This window comes from Solibacillus sp. FSL K6-1523, from assembly GCF_038005225.1.
Taxonomy (GTDB): domain Bacteria; phylum Bacillota; class Bacilli; order Bacillales_A; family Planococcaceae; genus Solibacillus.
This window is the reverse complement of the sequence record NZ_JBBOSU010000001.1, coordinates 682,943-699,701: the sequence shown is the minus strand read 5'-3', so window position 1 is coordinate 699,701 and position 16,759 is coordinate 682,943. Positions and strand designations below refer to the sequence as shown.

At 36.9% G+C, this 16,759-nt stretch carries 9 protein-coding genes; 3 read left to right on the top strand and 6 right to left on the bottom strand.

Annotation, left to right across the window (positions count from 1 at the left end; translation table 11 throughout):
- Positions 1-216: 216 nt before the first annotated feature.
- Entirely contained in the window at positions 217-1,140 is a 924-nt protein-coding gene (locus MHI10_RS03190) for a C40 family peptidase (RefSeq protein WP_340782858.1), read from the bottom strand.
- Between the two features lie 487 nt (positions 1,141-1,627).
- On the opposite strand from MHI10_RS03190, the gene brnQ reads away from it, so the two are divergent.
- Both brnQ and MHI10_RS03180 read left to right on the top strand, forming a co-directional pair.
- Positions 1,628-2,944: a branched-chain amino acid transport system II carrier protein gene (brnQ, locus tag MHI10_RS03185; RefSeq protein WP_340782857.1), complete on the top strand. Its 1,317-nt coding sequence runs from the start codon at positions 1,628-1,630 to the stop codon at positions 2,942-2,944.
- A gap of 166 nt (positions 2,945-3,110) precedes the next feature.
- Entirely contained in the window at positions 3,111-4,481 is a 1,371-nt protein-coding gene (locus MHI10_RS03180) for a S41 family peptidase (protein ID WP_340782855.1), read from the top strand.
- A 46-nt stretch (positions 4,482-4,527) separates the two neighbouring features.
- On the opposite strand, the gene MHI10_RS03175 is transcribed toward MHI10_RS03180, so the two are convergent.
- Positions 4,528-5,121, bottom strand: coding sequence for a TetR/AcrR family transcriptional regulator (locus MHI10_RS03175; protein ID WP_340782854.1), 594 nt, complete (start codon positions 5,119-5,121; stop codon positions 4,528-4,530).
- A 344-nt stretch (positions 5,122-5,465) separates the two neighbouring features.
- On the opposite strand from MHI10_RS03175, the gene MHI10_RS03170 reads away from it, so the two are divergent.
- The gene (locus MHI10_RS03170; protein WP_340782852.1) at positions 5,466-7,508 is read left to right on the top strand and encodes an S-layer homology domain-containing protein; all 2,043 of its coding nucleotides are present in this window, start codon (positions 5,466-5,468) and stop codon (positions 7,506-7,508) included.
- Between the two features lie 331 nt (positions 7,509-7,839).
- Here the strand turns inward: MHI10_RS03170 and MHI10_RS03165 are convergent, their stop codons facing one another.
- From MHI10_RS03165 to MHI10_RS03150, 4 genes are all read right to left on the bottom strand, one after another.
- A complete protein-coding gene (locus MHI10_RS03165; protein ID WP_340782850.1) occupies positions 7,840-8,754 on the bottom strand; it encodes a C40 family peptidase in 915 nt (304 codons plus the stop codon).
- 439 nt (positions 8,755-9,193) lie between these two features.
- Entirely contained in the window at positions 9,194-13,228 is a 4,035-nt protein-coding gene (locus MHI10_RS03160) for a hypothetical protein (protein WP_340782848.1), read from the bottom strand.
- 206 nt (positions 13,229-13,434) lie between these two features.
- On the bottom strand, positions 13,435-15,246 hold the full coding sequence (locus tag MHI10_RS03155) for an N-acetylmuramoyl-L-alanine amidase (protein WP_340782847.1): 1,812 nt from the start codon (positions 15,244-15,246) through the stop codon (positions 13,435-13,437).
- A 248-nt stretch (positions 15,247-15,494) separates the two neighbouring features.
- Positions 15,495-16,577, bottom strand: coding sequence for a CAP and S-layer homology domain-containing protein (locus MHI10_RS03150; RefSeq protein WP_340782845.1), 1,083 nt, complete (start codon positions 16,575-16,577; stop codon positions 15,495-15,497).
- Positions 16,578-16,759: the final 182 nt, after the last annotated feature.

The window sequence follows — 16,759 nt, the reverse complement described above, 5'->3', positions numbered from 1 at the left end:
CTTTTTTTCTCCAAGTTATTTTTGTTATATTTGTAACATTACTACCATTCTTCGCGTTTTTTGTTACATTTGTAATATTACTCGTTATAAAAAGCCCTGAAGATTCTGTAACATAAGCCTATTTAGGTGCATGAGGTGTCCTCACAAATCTATCTGACTAAAAGAAGATACATAGATTCCCATCAAAATGAAAGATTCTACATATCCCCCAATATATTACTGTACGTTATTTAAGCGTTTGAAAGAAACAATCCGTTCAGCCCAGTATTTTGTTTTTACATTGGCGACAACGACCCCTTGGGAGCCCGCATGGATAAATTCATCATTACCAATATAAATACCCATGTGTGAAATGTTTGGGATAAATGTATTTTTAAAGAACACTAAATCTCCCGGCAAAGGTGTTTTTACTTTTGTTGTGTCCTGCTGAAAGTACATTAAGCTACTTTTGCGTGTTAGGTTTATTCCTGCTTGTTGATAAACATAGTTAACAAATCCACTACAATCAAAACCTGCCATTGTATTTCCACCATAAACATATGGAACCCCTAACGACTGATTCGCGACTATTAATACTTGATTGTACTTTTGTTGTGAAGCAGCATTGATCGGCGTAGTAATTTCCTGTTCATTTGCTAACTGCTTTGCAATCGCTTCATCTGCTGTTTCTTTAAATTCAATGACTGCCTCAACTTCATCTACAGTCGCTTCTTCTTTCGCATTTGCTTGCTGAATTTTCAACTTTTGTCCTACTTGAATCGCATCGGACTCTAATGCATTCCATTGTTTCATATCGGAAACTGTCGCATTATATTTCTTAGCAATATTCGTTAAATTATCGCCTTTTGCAACCGTATAAAATTGTGTTTTATTAGCTGTTGAGTTATTTTCTTTATCTATTGGTTTTCCCGTTACTTTATCGGGCATTGCAACGATTAATTTTTGCTCCAAAAAAATGCTGTCATCAGATAATTTATTCCATTGCTTTAACTGTTGGACCGTCGTTTTGTGAGTTGATGCGATTTTTGTTAAATTATCGCCTTTTTGCACGGTGTATGTAGCTGCATCAACATTGGAAGCGACCAAAAATACGGATGTAAATAATGCACCTGATAATAATGTTTTCCACTTTTTTTGCATAATGAGAGCTCCTAACTATTCTAATCAATTACGCCTCGGCGTAATTGCGTCCAGATTTTTTTCGAGCTCGCTCGAAAAACTCCCCTAAAAAATCTGTGACATCCGCCGGGGCTTGGGTCAACACGATGTTGATCACAAAGGCGTTGTCACAGGACGTGACGGGTTTAGCCTTTATCCCCCTATTCAGCCAGGGGTTGAACCCTGCTGAATCAAGTGAAATTTACTCTATATGCCCATTCTACTGAAAAATATGCTACAAATACAACATGCCATAAGGTCGATTCTATTATAAATTTCGATTTATTAATGAATATTCTATCATTTGTGAAGTGATTAATAGCGTTCATGTCGAAATCCCAACTTTTGTTATCGAAAAATAATAAAGTCCCTTTCATTTTTAGTATTTTTATGATAGAATAATCAATTGTGATAGGGTTTAAATTTTTTGAAAGTTTTGCATTTTCAAACTAAAAGGAGTTTTATCGAAATGAAGAGCAATACAAATTTTATCCGTGACAATATTGCGGTCGGATTTATGTTATTCGCTTTATTTTTAGGCGCGGGTAATATCATATTCCCACCACTATTAGGTCAAATGGCCGGAGAAAATATTTTTGTATCAATGGTTGGGTTTTTAATTACAGGGGTTGGATTACCTCTTTTAGGAATTATCTCCGTAGCAAAAAACGGTGGTGATTTGGAAGTTTTAGCTGGCCGTGTGAATCCATATTTCGGTATCGTATTCACTTCAATTGTTTATTTATCAATTGGTCCGTTCTTTGCAATCCCTCGGACAGGCGCCGTTTCTTATTCAATCGGAGTTGCGCCATTTCTATCGGAATCAGCACAAGGCAGTTGGATTCCATTATTCCTTACAACATTAGTTTTCTTCGGAATATCATTTTATTTAGCTTCTAATCCAACGAAGATTGTTGACCGTGTCGGGAAGTTTTTAACACCTGCCCTACTGTTTGTCATTATTTTACTTGCTGCGAAAGCCTTCTTAACACCACTAGGCGAAATTGGCGAGTCACAGGGCGCATACATTAACAACGCATTTGGCGAGTCCTTCATACAAGGGTACTTAACAATGGACGTGCTCGCATCACTCGTATTCGGGATTGTTATTGTACAAGCCCTTGCATCACGTGGGATTACGCAAAAGGCACAGCAAATTAAAATTACTATTTTTGCTGGTATCGTTGCTGCATTAGGCTTAGCATTCGTTTATGTTTCACTCGGTTACTTAGGTGTAACAAGTGTCGATTCCATTGGCTTCCACGATGATGGTGGTGCGATTATTTCATTAGCAGCCAATGCTCTCTATGGCGATTTCGGTAACATTATTTTATCTGCTACGATTATTTTAGCTTGCTTAACGACTTCTGTAGGTTTATTTTCAGCGAACGCTACATTTTTCCATAAGATTTTCCCGAAAATTTCTTATAAAGCGTACTTAGTTGTTTTTGCGGTATTTAGTTTTGCTGTATCCAATTTCGGATTAGCAAATTTAATCAATATTTCGTTACCAGTTTTAGTAGCGATTTATCCGATTGCAATAGTATTAATGATCTTTGCCTTGTTTGGTAACCTATTCAATCATGCACCGAGCGTTTATGGCGTCGCACTGATTTTCACAGGTGTTGTTGCGTTATACGATGGAATCAAACAAACAGGTGTAACAATTCTCGCCTACGAAAACTTCCTATCCATCTTCCCATTTTATGAACAAGGGATTGCTTGGGTAGTTCCTGCATTAGTCGGCGGTGTAATTGGCTACATTATCCACATCGCAAAACGCTAGGCATCACTAGAAAAACCTCCTTACAAAGGGTATTGAGTTTACACGACTCAATACCCTTTTTCTTTTTCAAAAAACAATTAAGAGGTTTGATTTGCGATTATTTGTGCAATGGTAGTAAAAGACATATTATAATAGATAGGATATTAGGAAATTTTGAGGTGAGATTATGTTAAAAAGACAACTTTCTGCATTATTATTTTTCATTTTATTTTTAACGATTCCTTTCACGACCCTAGCAAGCCCATTAGACGAAGCAAAGCAAACGGTTAAGGATCTATATGTTGGGGATATTCACGGCAATGTCGACAAGGCTACTTCTATTGAAGCACTGATTGGCATGCTTGATCCCTATTCAGCCTATTTCACAGAAGAAGAATTTGAAGAATACATTAACGCCGTTGATTTAACATCGGTAGGAATTGGTGTAGTCATCGAAAAAGTTAATGCAGGCATTTTGATTACGCAATTAATTGATGGTGGGAGCGCAAAAAAATCTGGGCTTGTTGTCGGGGATATTATTACTACGGTAGATGGAACTTCTACTGTTTCAATGACAATTGAGCAAGCGAGCTCTCTTATTAAAGGGAAAGAAAATACAAATGTGGCGGTAACAATTTTACGTGAAGACGGGACAATTATGAAAATGACACTCGTTCGTAATGCATTCTCGTTACCGAATGTTACAACAGAACTGCTTTATGGGAAGGTTGGCTATATTTCTTTAAGTTCTTTCTCAAACGATACGGCTTCCTTAATTTCAAAAGCAATTACTTCATTAAAAAAGCAAGGTGCACAGTCGTTTATTTTAGATTTACAAAATAACGGTGGTGGCTATGTTACAGCAGCCGAACAATTAATCGGGATGTTCCCTAATACGAAAAATGCTTATAAATTGCAAGAATCTACAGGTATTTCTAATGTACGCGCACTTCAACAAGCGGTGAAATTCCCTGCGAATACGAAAGTGCTAATCAACAAATTAAGTGCAAGTTCTTCTGAAATGACCGCCGCTGCGTTACTAGACCAAAAAGCAGCAACTTTATACGGTCAAAAAACATACGGCAAAGGCTCGATGCAAGCGTTTTATGAACTATCTGATGGTGGTATTTTAAAACTAACAATTGGTCATTTCCTCGGTCCAGCCAACACGATTATTAATAATGTTGGGGTAAAGCCAAATGTCGTAACAACAGGAAATCCATTATTCCGAGCACATTATGATGCAATAACTTCAAATCTCACTAATTACAAAGAACATACTGGTCAAAAAAGTGTGTCTGCTACAAAGCCTTTTACTGTGAATTTCACCAAGCCAGTCGCTGACAAAATTAATACTTCTTCAGTAGAATTAGTCGAGCTAGGTGGTCAGGTCATTCAAGCAACGATTACAATGCAGCAAAATAAGCTACTTGTCACACCGGTTCAGCCTTTAGATGACGAGAAAGATTATGCGTTAATAGTTCATCCAAAGGTTAAAAATAACAAAGGTAAAACATTACAACAAGGCATTTATTTGCCTATTCAAGTAACGAAATAAGAAAAAAACTGCCCCATTTCCTTAGATCAAGGTTAGGGCAGTTTTTTTATCTTACTAATTTACGTGCATCTGAAAAATAAATATGAGAAATCTCTTCCGCAAGTTGCTGTGGATTTGATTTATTTGTCAATAAATTGGTTAATGTTAAACGTTCCATTGACCCGACCAAACTCTCTGCTAATACATGCGAATCAACATGCTGTGCAACATCATAATCTTGGAAATTTGTTTCAATAACATTCACCAAGTTCATTACAAGTCGTTCCTTCAGCGCCACTGATTGCTCCGTGTCATAAAACCCTATTTTTGTTAAACTTGGGTTCTCAATGAAATAATCAAAAATTTGCTTTAAATGTTCTTGAATTTTATGATTTGTAGCGTTATTTGTTATCGTATGTACAGTATTATTTGAAAAAATTTGGTTCAGACCATTTTGGAATTTTTCGTTTAAATCATTAAATAACGACTCTTTACTTTGAAAGTACAAATAAAACGTCGGCTGCGTTAAATCCGCCGCCTTCACAATATCACTAATTTTTGTTTGGTGATATCCGTATGTAGAAAATAGATCAACTGCCTTCTCCAACAATAACTGTTTGCTTCTTTCTCCATTTGAGTTTACTTTGCGTCCTCTAGCCACACTTCTCCACCCTTTTCTCTCTATATTTAGATGTTTAGTACGTTATAATTACCAAATATTTCACATTTATTATATATTAATTATCTTTCAAAATAAAGCTATCTATCATAAATATAACATTTTCTTTTTAATTTAGTAGTCCATTTATAATATTTATAAGTATCATTTAACAATGTCACAATTATTCTACTTGTAATTTTCACAAAGTTTAAATCACCCATGCAAAGATTTGTCTCACTATAAAGATTACGTTTGTATGACATTCCATATAAGATTACGATTTCTCCTATTATTCAATCAAATAAATTGCTAAAATGTTAGTAGATTGAAAGGAGCGTGAATTTGTGTTTAAAAAAATAGTTGGACTCGCTATCGCCGCAACGCTATTCTTGTCCATTGCAACACAATCGAAATCGTACGCAAATGATATACAAGGCCATTTAATGGTCCACGAACTTACATATTGGGCAAATTTAGACGTTATTCGCCCAGATCCCAAGGGGAATTACAATCCAAACCGCGCCGTTACTCGTGGGGAATTCGCATCCTACATTACACGCGCACTGAATTTACCAGTATCAACTATGCATGTATTTAAAGATTTAAAGCCTGGTGAGGATCGCACACTTGAAATTCAAGCGGCTGCTGGAGCAAATATTTTAAGCGGTTATCCTGATGGCACTTTCCGTCCAAATGAAAAGATTACCCGTCAACATATGGCAGCACTTTTACAAAGAGCTTTAAATTACTCGGGAGTTCCGTTATCTGGGGCACCACTTACGTTTAAAGACAATAATAAAATAGGCGATCAATTCAAGCCTGCTGTAGCGACGAGTGTATATTACAATATTATTCGCGGCTCACAAACGTCTAAAGGTATTGTTTTCGATCCACAAGGGTCTTCAACAATCGCTCATGCATCTGCATTTTTATACCGTATGAACACAACGATTGAGCAGTACGGTGCAGGGGCAGATGAAGGAAACGACGATGAAAATGAAACAGAAGTACCGCCTACTTCACCAACTCCACCACCAACGAATCCAAGTAGTTATTATATTGGAAAATTATCAAATGGAGAAATTACAAAAAATCCGACTGTTTACTTCAATTATGAACAAGCAGAAGCGGCACTTAAAGGCGCTTCAGCACAACTGATTTTTAAAGGCGATAAAATCGTCCATATGCCAAGTGGTATTGCATCTGCGGCAGATACAGCGGCCAATACTGTCACGATTTATGCAGATAAAGAATTTAAAAAATCGTTAACATATGCAGTAGAAGGTTCGGAGCTAAAATACCATAGCAGCAATGGCAGCTACGCAATCGTTCAGCTCGCTGATACGAAAGGCTATGCAAAAATGGATGAAGTGACATTAACACCTACAGGCTTAATTAAAGGACAAAATTATTATTTCATAGCAGGTGGCTTTTTAACACATAAAACGTATAACCATATAAAGCAAACGTATTATGGGGAATATGTTGTTGGCGAAGCACCAGCCTTTATGAAACCTAACGTACATTATTATAGTCAGGACGGGGTTAACTTTTATAGCGATGTGTTGTTAACGAACAAGGTCGGCACGCATTACCCGTATTTCCAATTTACTACGCTGCGCCAACATTCGAACTATACAGCGGAAGAATTAGATACGATGATTATGACAATGCTTGAAGAACGCCAAACAACAACTGGACAAGCTCGCTATGCCAATGCAACAGTTGAATCTCGTTTAATCGGGATGGGTGCATTATTAAAGCAAGTAGAAGCTTCACATAACGTCAATGCGCTCTTCATTTTATCGGCAGCAATGCATGAGAGTGATTATGGAATTAGTGTTAACTCTATGGAGAAAAACAATATTTTCGGCATTAAAGTGTATGACTCGGATACGACATTAGGCACTGCTTACCCAAGCCGTGATGAAAGTGTTATGGCGTTTTTAAATCAATATGTTAATTTAAACTATGCACCACAATCAGGTAAGTTCGCGAAAGGCGTCGCTCCTGGTAACAAAACAGCGGGAATGAACGTCCATTACGCATCAGATCCGTTCTGGGGTAGTAAAATTGCCGGACATATGTACCGCATGGACAAGCGTTTCGGTCAAAAAGATTTCAACCAAGTTAAACGTGCATTCGTTACAAATAACGGCGATTTAGTCAATGCGCGTGCAGAAGCATCAGCAACTTCTACAAAACTATTTACGTTCCAACCTAAAAATATTGGCGAGACAGCCGTATTTGGCTATCCTGTTGCGATTGTAGAAGAAATGACAGGCGATGATGGCTATGCATGGTACAAGCTTTTATCGGATGAAGTCCCACCATCACAATATGTTTGGGTTCGCTCAGATTTAGTGAAAGTAATTCCGAATAACTAACTTTTAAATGAAAACGAAAAAGCACCTAAGTCGCGAATTCATGCGACTTTGGTGCTTTTTGTATTATTTAGGAGATGAAATCGGCTAGTAATTGTCTAGTTTTGGCTATTAAATCGTAGTTTGGCTATTTCCGGCAGTAAAACGGCTAGTAAGTCCCTTAAGTTGGCTAGTATGAGATGATATTTGGCTATTACAGCAACTAGTTTGGCTAGTTTCTCACATACTTCGGCTATTAACCGCAACACTCACTTTTTCATCCTTTCGATAAACGAAAAGGACAATCCCAGCTAGCGGTAATCGTCCTTTTCATTTTCATTTTACTATATATGAATTATTGAACGCGACTAATGAATGTTGCTAAGTCCGTTAGCTTTACATGATCGTTAATACCGAATGTGCCATCACCTTTACCTAATGTGATGCCGTTTGATGCTAAAATAGAAATATCATTTGAAGCATAGTGAGATTTAGAAACATCCGTAAATGTTACAAAGTTCCCATTTTGCTCCAAATTAAATGCTGCAACTAAAACCTTTGCTAATTGAGCACGTGTGAATGGTGAAGCTGGATTGAATTTTCCACTTTCATCGCCTGTAAATACGTTCATTTTATGTAATGCCGTTACTGCACCCGCATATTTTGAAGTCGATTTAACATCTGCAAATGGCGTGTTTGTGTCCGAAGTATCTAACCCTAACGCTTCTGCTAACTGAATTGCGACTTCACCACGAGATGCATATATTGAAAAATCAATCGCTGCATCTTTTACTTCCCCTACTGATGCAACCACTTTCCCATTGTCAAAACTCGCGACACGTTTTGCACCGACATAGCGTTTTGCCCAATAAGCTGAATTTAATTTCGCGACCGTTACACCTGTGCTTGTTCCAGCATGAATAAATTTATTATTGCCTAAATAAATTCCTACGTGCGAAACACCACCCGTTGTATTAAAGAACACTAAGTCCCCCGATTTTAAATTAGCTTTTGAAACGGCTGTTCCTTGTTTATACTGCTCAGAAGCTGTACGGTTTAAGTCATGTCCTAGTTTGTTAAAAACGATACGTGTATACCCTGAACAGTCTAAACCTTTTGCTGTAGTCCCTCCGTATACATAAGGTACCCCAATATATTGATGTGCTACTTTTGTTAATTCTGAAGTTGATGCTGCTTGTGCTGTATTTGTATCCGTCCCTGCAAAAATCATAAATGCTGCAAAGATCGGTAATAAAATTCTTTTTTTCACGAATCTATGAAACTCCCTTCGAAAACCAGGCTTTTTTTAACCCATGAATAGAGTATCATATATATTCACCTTATAATTTTTCACTTATGTAACAGTTGTACAAAAGTTACACCAAAAACAGAAGTGACGAATTTTATAACACAAACGAGAATATTCAATTCTCAAAGTATGGAATTCCCACTTCAAATCCCACCTCCGTAATATTAATGTAATATAGCGAACTACATTTTACCATTTAAAATGGTAATTATAGGTATCTTTGGAATGTATAGTTTCCCTTGGCAAGTTACTGTGGACAAAGTTAATCAAGGACCTGAGGATGAATCCATGCTCGTACAGATTTTATGGAAAAGTGCTTAGAAAAAATAGCCAGCGTTCCCCAAATTTTAATCGGAGGAGCACTGGCTACTATTTTTTTTACCTTGCACAAACTAATTTATTATAGCCCTAATTCAAATACATAGTTTTGCAATAAATTGTAATTGGCGATGAGTATTTTTTGCTCTTCTGTTAGCTTTTCATATGCTTTCAGTGCCGATTTCGTTTTAGATTCAAACGTACGTAAACTAGAATCGATATCCTCAATTTGCTTTATTACAGATTTGGCCACTTTAATATCTTTTTCGGCTTGCTTTAAAATATCATAGTTTTGCACTTGGCGTTTTGAACTAGATGGAAGTTCTTTGTATGCCTCCGCTGCCTTTTCTACATCCTCAATAAATGTGCTCGAGTTTCTTGATAAAGAAGCAATAATCATCGTCACTTTTTGGATATCCGTCACGTCTAATTGCGCTTCTTGTAATTTATAATAGTTTGTTACTTTTAACTTCTCATCACCTGATAGGCGGTCATACGCTAATTTCGCCGCTTCTAAGTTACCTAAATAATATTTATCACTTGGTTTTAATTTATCAATTAGCTGATACACATAAATAACATTCGATAAGTTCGAATATTTATCGATATTCGTTACGTAACTTTGTTGCTTAGAATCTAGCTTTTTCAGCGCTGCATTCACTTTATCAAACTGACGAGTTAAATCATTACGTGGGTTGCTTAAGCCTTCAATCGCATCAATCGCAGCTTCTACTGGCTTAATATATTTTTCCTGCGCTTTTAATTCATCATATAATGTTACTGCTTTTTTATTCGCAGAACTTAATGCTTTATATGCTTGGCTCGCCTCTTTTACCTTCGCAATAAATTCATTCGGTGAAGCAGAATTTAAAGCACGAATTAATGCATCAACCGTTGCGCCTCCTGTCACATTAAGCTCATGGTCTTGTAGCACAGATAAATTTGATATTTTTGCTTGTTGATCTGCTGGCAATGCATTAAATAGTGCGCGAGCCGCTTGCGTATCTGCTACAAACGTTTTACTCGATGATTTAATGCTATTAATCGCATTCATTACATTGTATAGTGCCTTTAGCTCGCCTGTTAATTTCTCGCTGTTTAGTAATAAGCCGCGCTCTGCCTGAGTCAGCTTTTCATAAGCCTTTTCTGCACTTTTATATTTTGAAATAAATGTACGTGCATTTGATGGATCAAGCACTAAAATACTCGCATCTAATGTTAAAACAGGCTTTACCGAACGTTCACGAGTCGTTAAATCTTTATAGTTTGTTACAAGTTTTTGCTGCGATTTATCTAACGCATCATAAGCATTGCGAGCTGCTGTTAATTTTGCGATATAATCTTCCGCTGTTGGAATCGCTTCTTTAATTAATGCCACCACTTGTTCCGCGCTCGTCATATTGTCTTCTGCAACCGTTAATTTTGAATAATTATGAACTAATGCTTGTTCAGCTGTTGTAAGAGCATCATATTCCGCACGAATTGCCGCTGTTTCAGTTTGATACGTTTTACTACCTACTTTTAACTTATCAATACGGTCAATTAAGTTCGCGATTTTTAGCACAGGCTGTAATTTTGCAGCATAATTATACACATTATCTTTTTGCTTCTGTGTCAGCTTTTGGTATGCCTTTTCAGCAGCAATAACTTTTTTAGTATAGGTTTTATCTGTATTAGTTGGTAACTTCTCAATTAATGTAAACACTTTTAATGACGCTTTATAGTCTTTTTCAAGAGCTGTTAATAAAGCGGCATTTGTTACACTACGTTTCGTTGTAGAATCCATCTTCTTATATTCAGCTGTTAGTACTGCAAGCTCATCCATAAACGCTTGGCCTGTTTTCGAGCTAAGTGCATCAATTTTCGTAATCATACTTTCAGCAGCACTAATAATTACTTGGAAGGCTGCCAATTTTGGACCATATTCTTTTAGTAAACGTTCTTTTGCCTTCGTTGGTACATCTACAACTGGTACACCTGATGTTAATGTTTGGAACGTTTGCTGTGCAGTCGTAACCTTTTCACGGAAATCTTTCGCCGATGAACTAATTTTATCAATGTCGAGCATTAATTGAGCAACTGGTAGATATTCTTTCAAAACACTAGAATTATTCACTACTTCTTTTAAATTTGCTGGCAATTTTTCATACGCTGTATTGGCTGCAATTACTTTCTTCGCAAAATCTCTCGCGCCAAAATCAAGTTTTCCAATTAAATCAACTACATTTAATGCGGATTTATATTGGTTTTCTAATGCCGTTAATTGCGCAATATTTTTCACTAATTTTTTACCATTCGATGAAAGCGCATTATAATCTTTTCTGATTTCTGCTAATTCTACTAAGTTGACAGCATCTTTCACAGCTAAAATTCGCGCATCAATATCCGAAGCGTCTTTATTTTCATTGACTAAATTATTTAATTTCGTTTCTAATGAGGCTTTCATCGTAACTAAATTCGTTACATCTGCCGCTTCTAAATTAGATGAAGTAGCTAATGAATCCCATGTTTCCAACTTTGTCTTTGCATCCGTTAAATCATTCGCATACGTCGGACTTGTACTATTCAATGCCATAATCGACGCGGCGATTTCCTTATAAGGTGTAAGTCCCGTCAAACGCGCACGATTCGTAACGAGCGGTTGATCCGCTTGAGGTATTTTCGAATAGTCTGCAATCGCTGTATTTGTTTTTGTAATAAAGTTTGTAACATCTCTATCTGCTGTTGCCACTGATGTAGTTGATACAGCTGTTGAAATGTCGTTAATTTGCTTAATCACCACAGCGGCTGAAGAATTAGATTTTTCCCATGTAGCGAGTAAATCTAAATCATCCTTTTTTACATATTTGCGATCTGTCTTTAAATCGTTATATGCCGCGCGTGCTGCTGATATTGCCGTATCCGCATTTACAATCGTAATATCGTTAATTTGTTTTTCGACTACTATCGCCTTTTCGACAGCCTTTTCCATCTCAATTAATTTACTTGCATTGGATACTAAATTTTTTAAATCATTGCCAAGTGCATTGTATGCCATTCCTACGTCAACTAACTTTTCTCGGCTTTGATCGGTATTAATCATCATTTTTGCTAAATTATCAATATCATCCATCACCGCTAGTACTACGATAAAATCATCTACCTCATCATAGTTCTCAACTAATTTCTTTTGGAAAGGATTGAGTGCTTCATAACTTTTTTGAATCGCTGTCATTTTTGAACGGAAAGTTGATGGTGTTGTAGGTGGTTTCGTAACCATTTCTTCTATTGATTTTTCAACCGCTACTGCTTTCAATAAATCTGTTTCTGCATTTTTGATTGTATTTTCGACGTTTACATTATTTTCAACGATTTGAATTTTTGTTAGTGCTTTTGTTTGTGTGTCGAGAGCAGTGAATGCTGTACGTGCTTTTGATACGTCTGTTTCAAAGTCTAATTTATTAACAGGGGTCGCTTCTTTTGCTTCTAAAAGAGGGGCGATAAATTCCTTAATAAATTCTTGTATAGGTTCAATAACTATTAATTTATTTGCTAAATTCGTTAAATTCGCCTCTGTCACTATTGCTTCCATAAAATCATCCGTGCCAGTGCTACTATAATACTTTAATGTAGATAAGAAATCTGTTGCATTTTTAGGTGAATTTTGCGCAGCATTGGATATGTCATCCTGGCTTTCTGTAAATTTCTCGTGTAAAGCGACACGATCATCTTCTGCTTTTTTCGTATCAGCAATTAAATTCGTGTTCATATTCGTTAATTTATCCATTGCTAGTTTCAAACTTGTCGCATTTTTTTTATGATTTTGATATTGCTCTAAATACTTTATTTTCGCATCAATTAACGCTAGTAAATTATCATTTTCGGCATTCAGTAGATCTTTATCAGCCTGGCTCAAAGTATCAAAATTTCTTCTTATAACAGCTACGGTCTCAGTAGATGCTTCTTCAGTAACTGTCTTAAAGCTATTCAATAAACTTTCTGCCGTTGACGCCGCCACTACGTTATATGGAATTGATTCCTCATTTGTATTCACTTTTTCTATTACATTCGCATGTGCGACCGCTCCAGGTACCAATAACATTCCTGTTAAAACCCCGATTTGTACATTTTTTTTCATCGTGTCATCCCTCTCTACTTATGTATCCGAACAATTTCTCTTATTTTAGCGAGTGTCATGAATTTGATTTTGCGAATACACAAAGTTGAATTCGGACACAATTAATCTACTACTTCTTACTACTAATATCGGCCTAGAGCACTATTATTCAAGTAAATTATTATTAAAAAAGTCACCCTCTCCAATGAATAGGGCGACTTTTAAAGTTAGTTTCTTCCGTAATATTCAACAATTCCATTATAAATAGATTGTGCGAATGATTCGATGTACTGATCACTTAGTAGCTTTGCACGATCTTCTGCATTACTTACAAATCCAAGCTCCAAAAGGACAGCTGGTATTTTTAGATTTTTAATAACAACAAAGTCCGCACGTTTCACACCACGATTAGACGTACCAACATTTTTAACGATTTCGTTATTAATATTCGTTGCTAACACGACATCTTCTTTTTCATTTTCATTTGATGTAACGCTATAATACGTCTCCGTTCCTTTGGCAGAAGCGTTTGTTGCGGAATTCGCATGAATACTTACAAACATTTCCCCATATTGATTCGTTGCAAATTTATGTCGTTCATCAAGTGTCGGGTATGTATCCCCAGTACGCGTCATCTTTACATTCGCGCCATCCGCTTCTAATTTTTGCTTCACTAATTGGCTTACTTTAAATACGATTGACTTTTCAACAGCTTGCCCACTCATTGTTCCAGGGTCTTTCCCACCATGTCCTGGGTCAATAATAATAACGCGGTCCTTTACTGGGTTTGCCATCGTATTTTTTAACCGTACAAATCGTTTATCCACATAACCAACCGTACCTTGATAATCGATTTCTACCCAATGACCTGCAAATGATAATACATTAACACTCGTTCCTCGATCAATTTTCCCGAGTGAAGTCGCGCTTGCTGCATCACTTTCACGGATATTTAAGCCATTTACCGTTGCAATGGCGATTGTTTCTGTATCCGTTGTCGGAATTTCGATTGGTTGTTCTGTTGGTTGTTCTGGCATTTCTTCAGTCGGTACTTCTGGTGTATCTGGTTGTACTTCAGATGGTTCTTTCGGTATTTCTTCAACTGGTTTTTCTGGCTTTATTTCAGTCGGCTTTTTCGGTTCTTCTTCAACCAATTCTTGCTCTGTTTTTGTATATTCTTTCGCTACAAATGCGAATTGACCGTTGTAAGCAACTTTCAACCAGTACCCTTGCTCTTCAAATACCGAAAGTTCCTTACCTGTATTCACCTTGCCTAATATGTTCGTTGCATTGACACTTGATGCACTTGATCGAACATTTAAATTATCAACTGATACAAAAACTTTGCTGATTGCATCTGATTCATTCGGAACTTTCCACTCTTGAATAGGGAGGTCTAATCGGTACTTTTCTGATGAAGCGCGTGCAACGAATGATGAAAATTGTGCACGTGTTACAGCATCCTTTGCACTATATTTCGTTGCATTGGCTGTCCCATTCGTTATTCCATTATAGTAAATCGCTGCAATATATTTATAATACGTATCACTTGCTGCGACATCATTAAATGGTAGCGGTAATTTTTCCGTTTGTTCGATATTTAATTGAAAAGCAGTTGCCAATACTTTGCTCATTTCATTGCGAGTAAGTGGTGTTTTCGGTGCGAATTTTCCAGGTGAGTATTCGCTAAAATAGCCTAGCTCAACTGCCCGCTCGACATAGCCTGATAATGCAGCACTTTTCTTTAAATCAATATCCGAAAAGGATGATTTTTTTACGACTAATGGCTTTTCACCCGTCGCCACAACGACCATCTTCGCAGCTTGTCCGCGCGTTACTGAATCTGATGGCTTGAAGACACGTTTACCATTTTCGATGGAGCCTTCTAAAACGCCTAATTCAATCAAATATTGAATTTCACCATAGGCCGGATGCGATGAGGATAGATCCGTGAAAGTAATAGACGCTTGTGCATTTTGAACATTAAACATTGAAAATATGAGAATGACTAATAGAAAACTGATTTTTTTAATAGACACCAATGAACCTCCTCGAGCGAATTTATCAATTACGCCTCGGCGTAATTGTGTCCAGATTTTTTTCAAGCTTGCTTGAAAAACTCCTCTAAAAAATCTGTGACATCCGCCGGGGCTTAACTTGATTCAGCTGGGTTTGAATCTCAACTGAATAGAATTGCCTATTTATCTTTTATCCCCATTTATTGAAGTAGGGGAAAACTGCTGAATAGAGTTACTATATATTTTATCAAATTATACCAATAAACGCCCTATTTTTTCGCAAATAAATTAACAATATACAAGTTTCCGTCATTTTTCTGCTTCACACCAATACCTGTTGTCGTATAGTGCGCATTTAATAAATTTTCACGATGTGTCGGTGATGCGAGCCAAGCATCAACCGTTTGCTTAGGCGTGCTAAAGTTTCTAGCTAAATTTTCAGCAAAACTCACATAATCATAATCAAATAGCATAGCCATATCCCACGGATCTCCGTAAAAAGGCGATGTATGGTCAAAATAGCCACGCTTTATCATGTCTTGCGCTTTAATAATGGCAAGCTGACTGAGCGCAGAGTCTTGCACAAGAGCATTTAACCCTTTGCTTACTCGAATTTCATTTATTAGTGCCACCACTTGATTTGACCAACTTTTATGGGTAGTCGTTGTCGAAATATAGTCCTTCGCCAAATAATCATAGATAAGATTATTGTTACTAAGCTGCTTTTTAAACTGAATGCCGCGCACCGTAAGCGTTGCAAGCTGAGCACGTGTTACATTCGTTCGAGGGCTAAATTCCTTTTTCGTAGTCCCCTTAATAATCCCCGTGTCTGCAAGCGACTCTACATAATCCTTCGCCCAATGATTGTTCGGCATATCTATAAAAGAAGCATTATTTTTCTGATCAATTTCTATTTGAAAGGCTAGGGACAATATTTTAGCAATTTGATCTCGCTGTACCGGCTCCCCCGGGTTGATTTTAGCATCGTTTTGTATAACACCTAATTCCACCATTTTTCGTATTTCTTTATAAAACGGATGCGCCGGATGGACATCTTTTGCTTTTAATTGAAAATTTGATTCCAATGAAATACCTGTCGCGCGGGCAATCATCGCAATCGCCTCTGCACGAGTAACCATCTCATTTGGTTTGATATGTCCATTCGTAGGCGCATCTAATGCACCTATTTCAAGGAGTTGCATGAAATCTTGCGCGGCCCAGTGCGACTTGCTTAAATCTTGATAATCATGCGTTGCTGGAACTTTTAGACTTTCGGCATGTGTTAGCTCGATTGATACGGATTGTCCAAGCATTGCTGTTAATACAGTTATAATTGCTACTTTTTTTATCATCATAACCCACCTATTTGTGAATAATCATCTTATACTAGCGAATTTTACCATAGAAATTATGTATTGGCTTTAAAACGCAAACTTAAGTAAGGAGATTACTATGGTAATTAAGATTAAGTGGAGTTTGAGTTTTGGCAAAGATGTGGATAGTGACGGCTAAGCAAAAAGTTGGCTAGTTACTG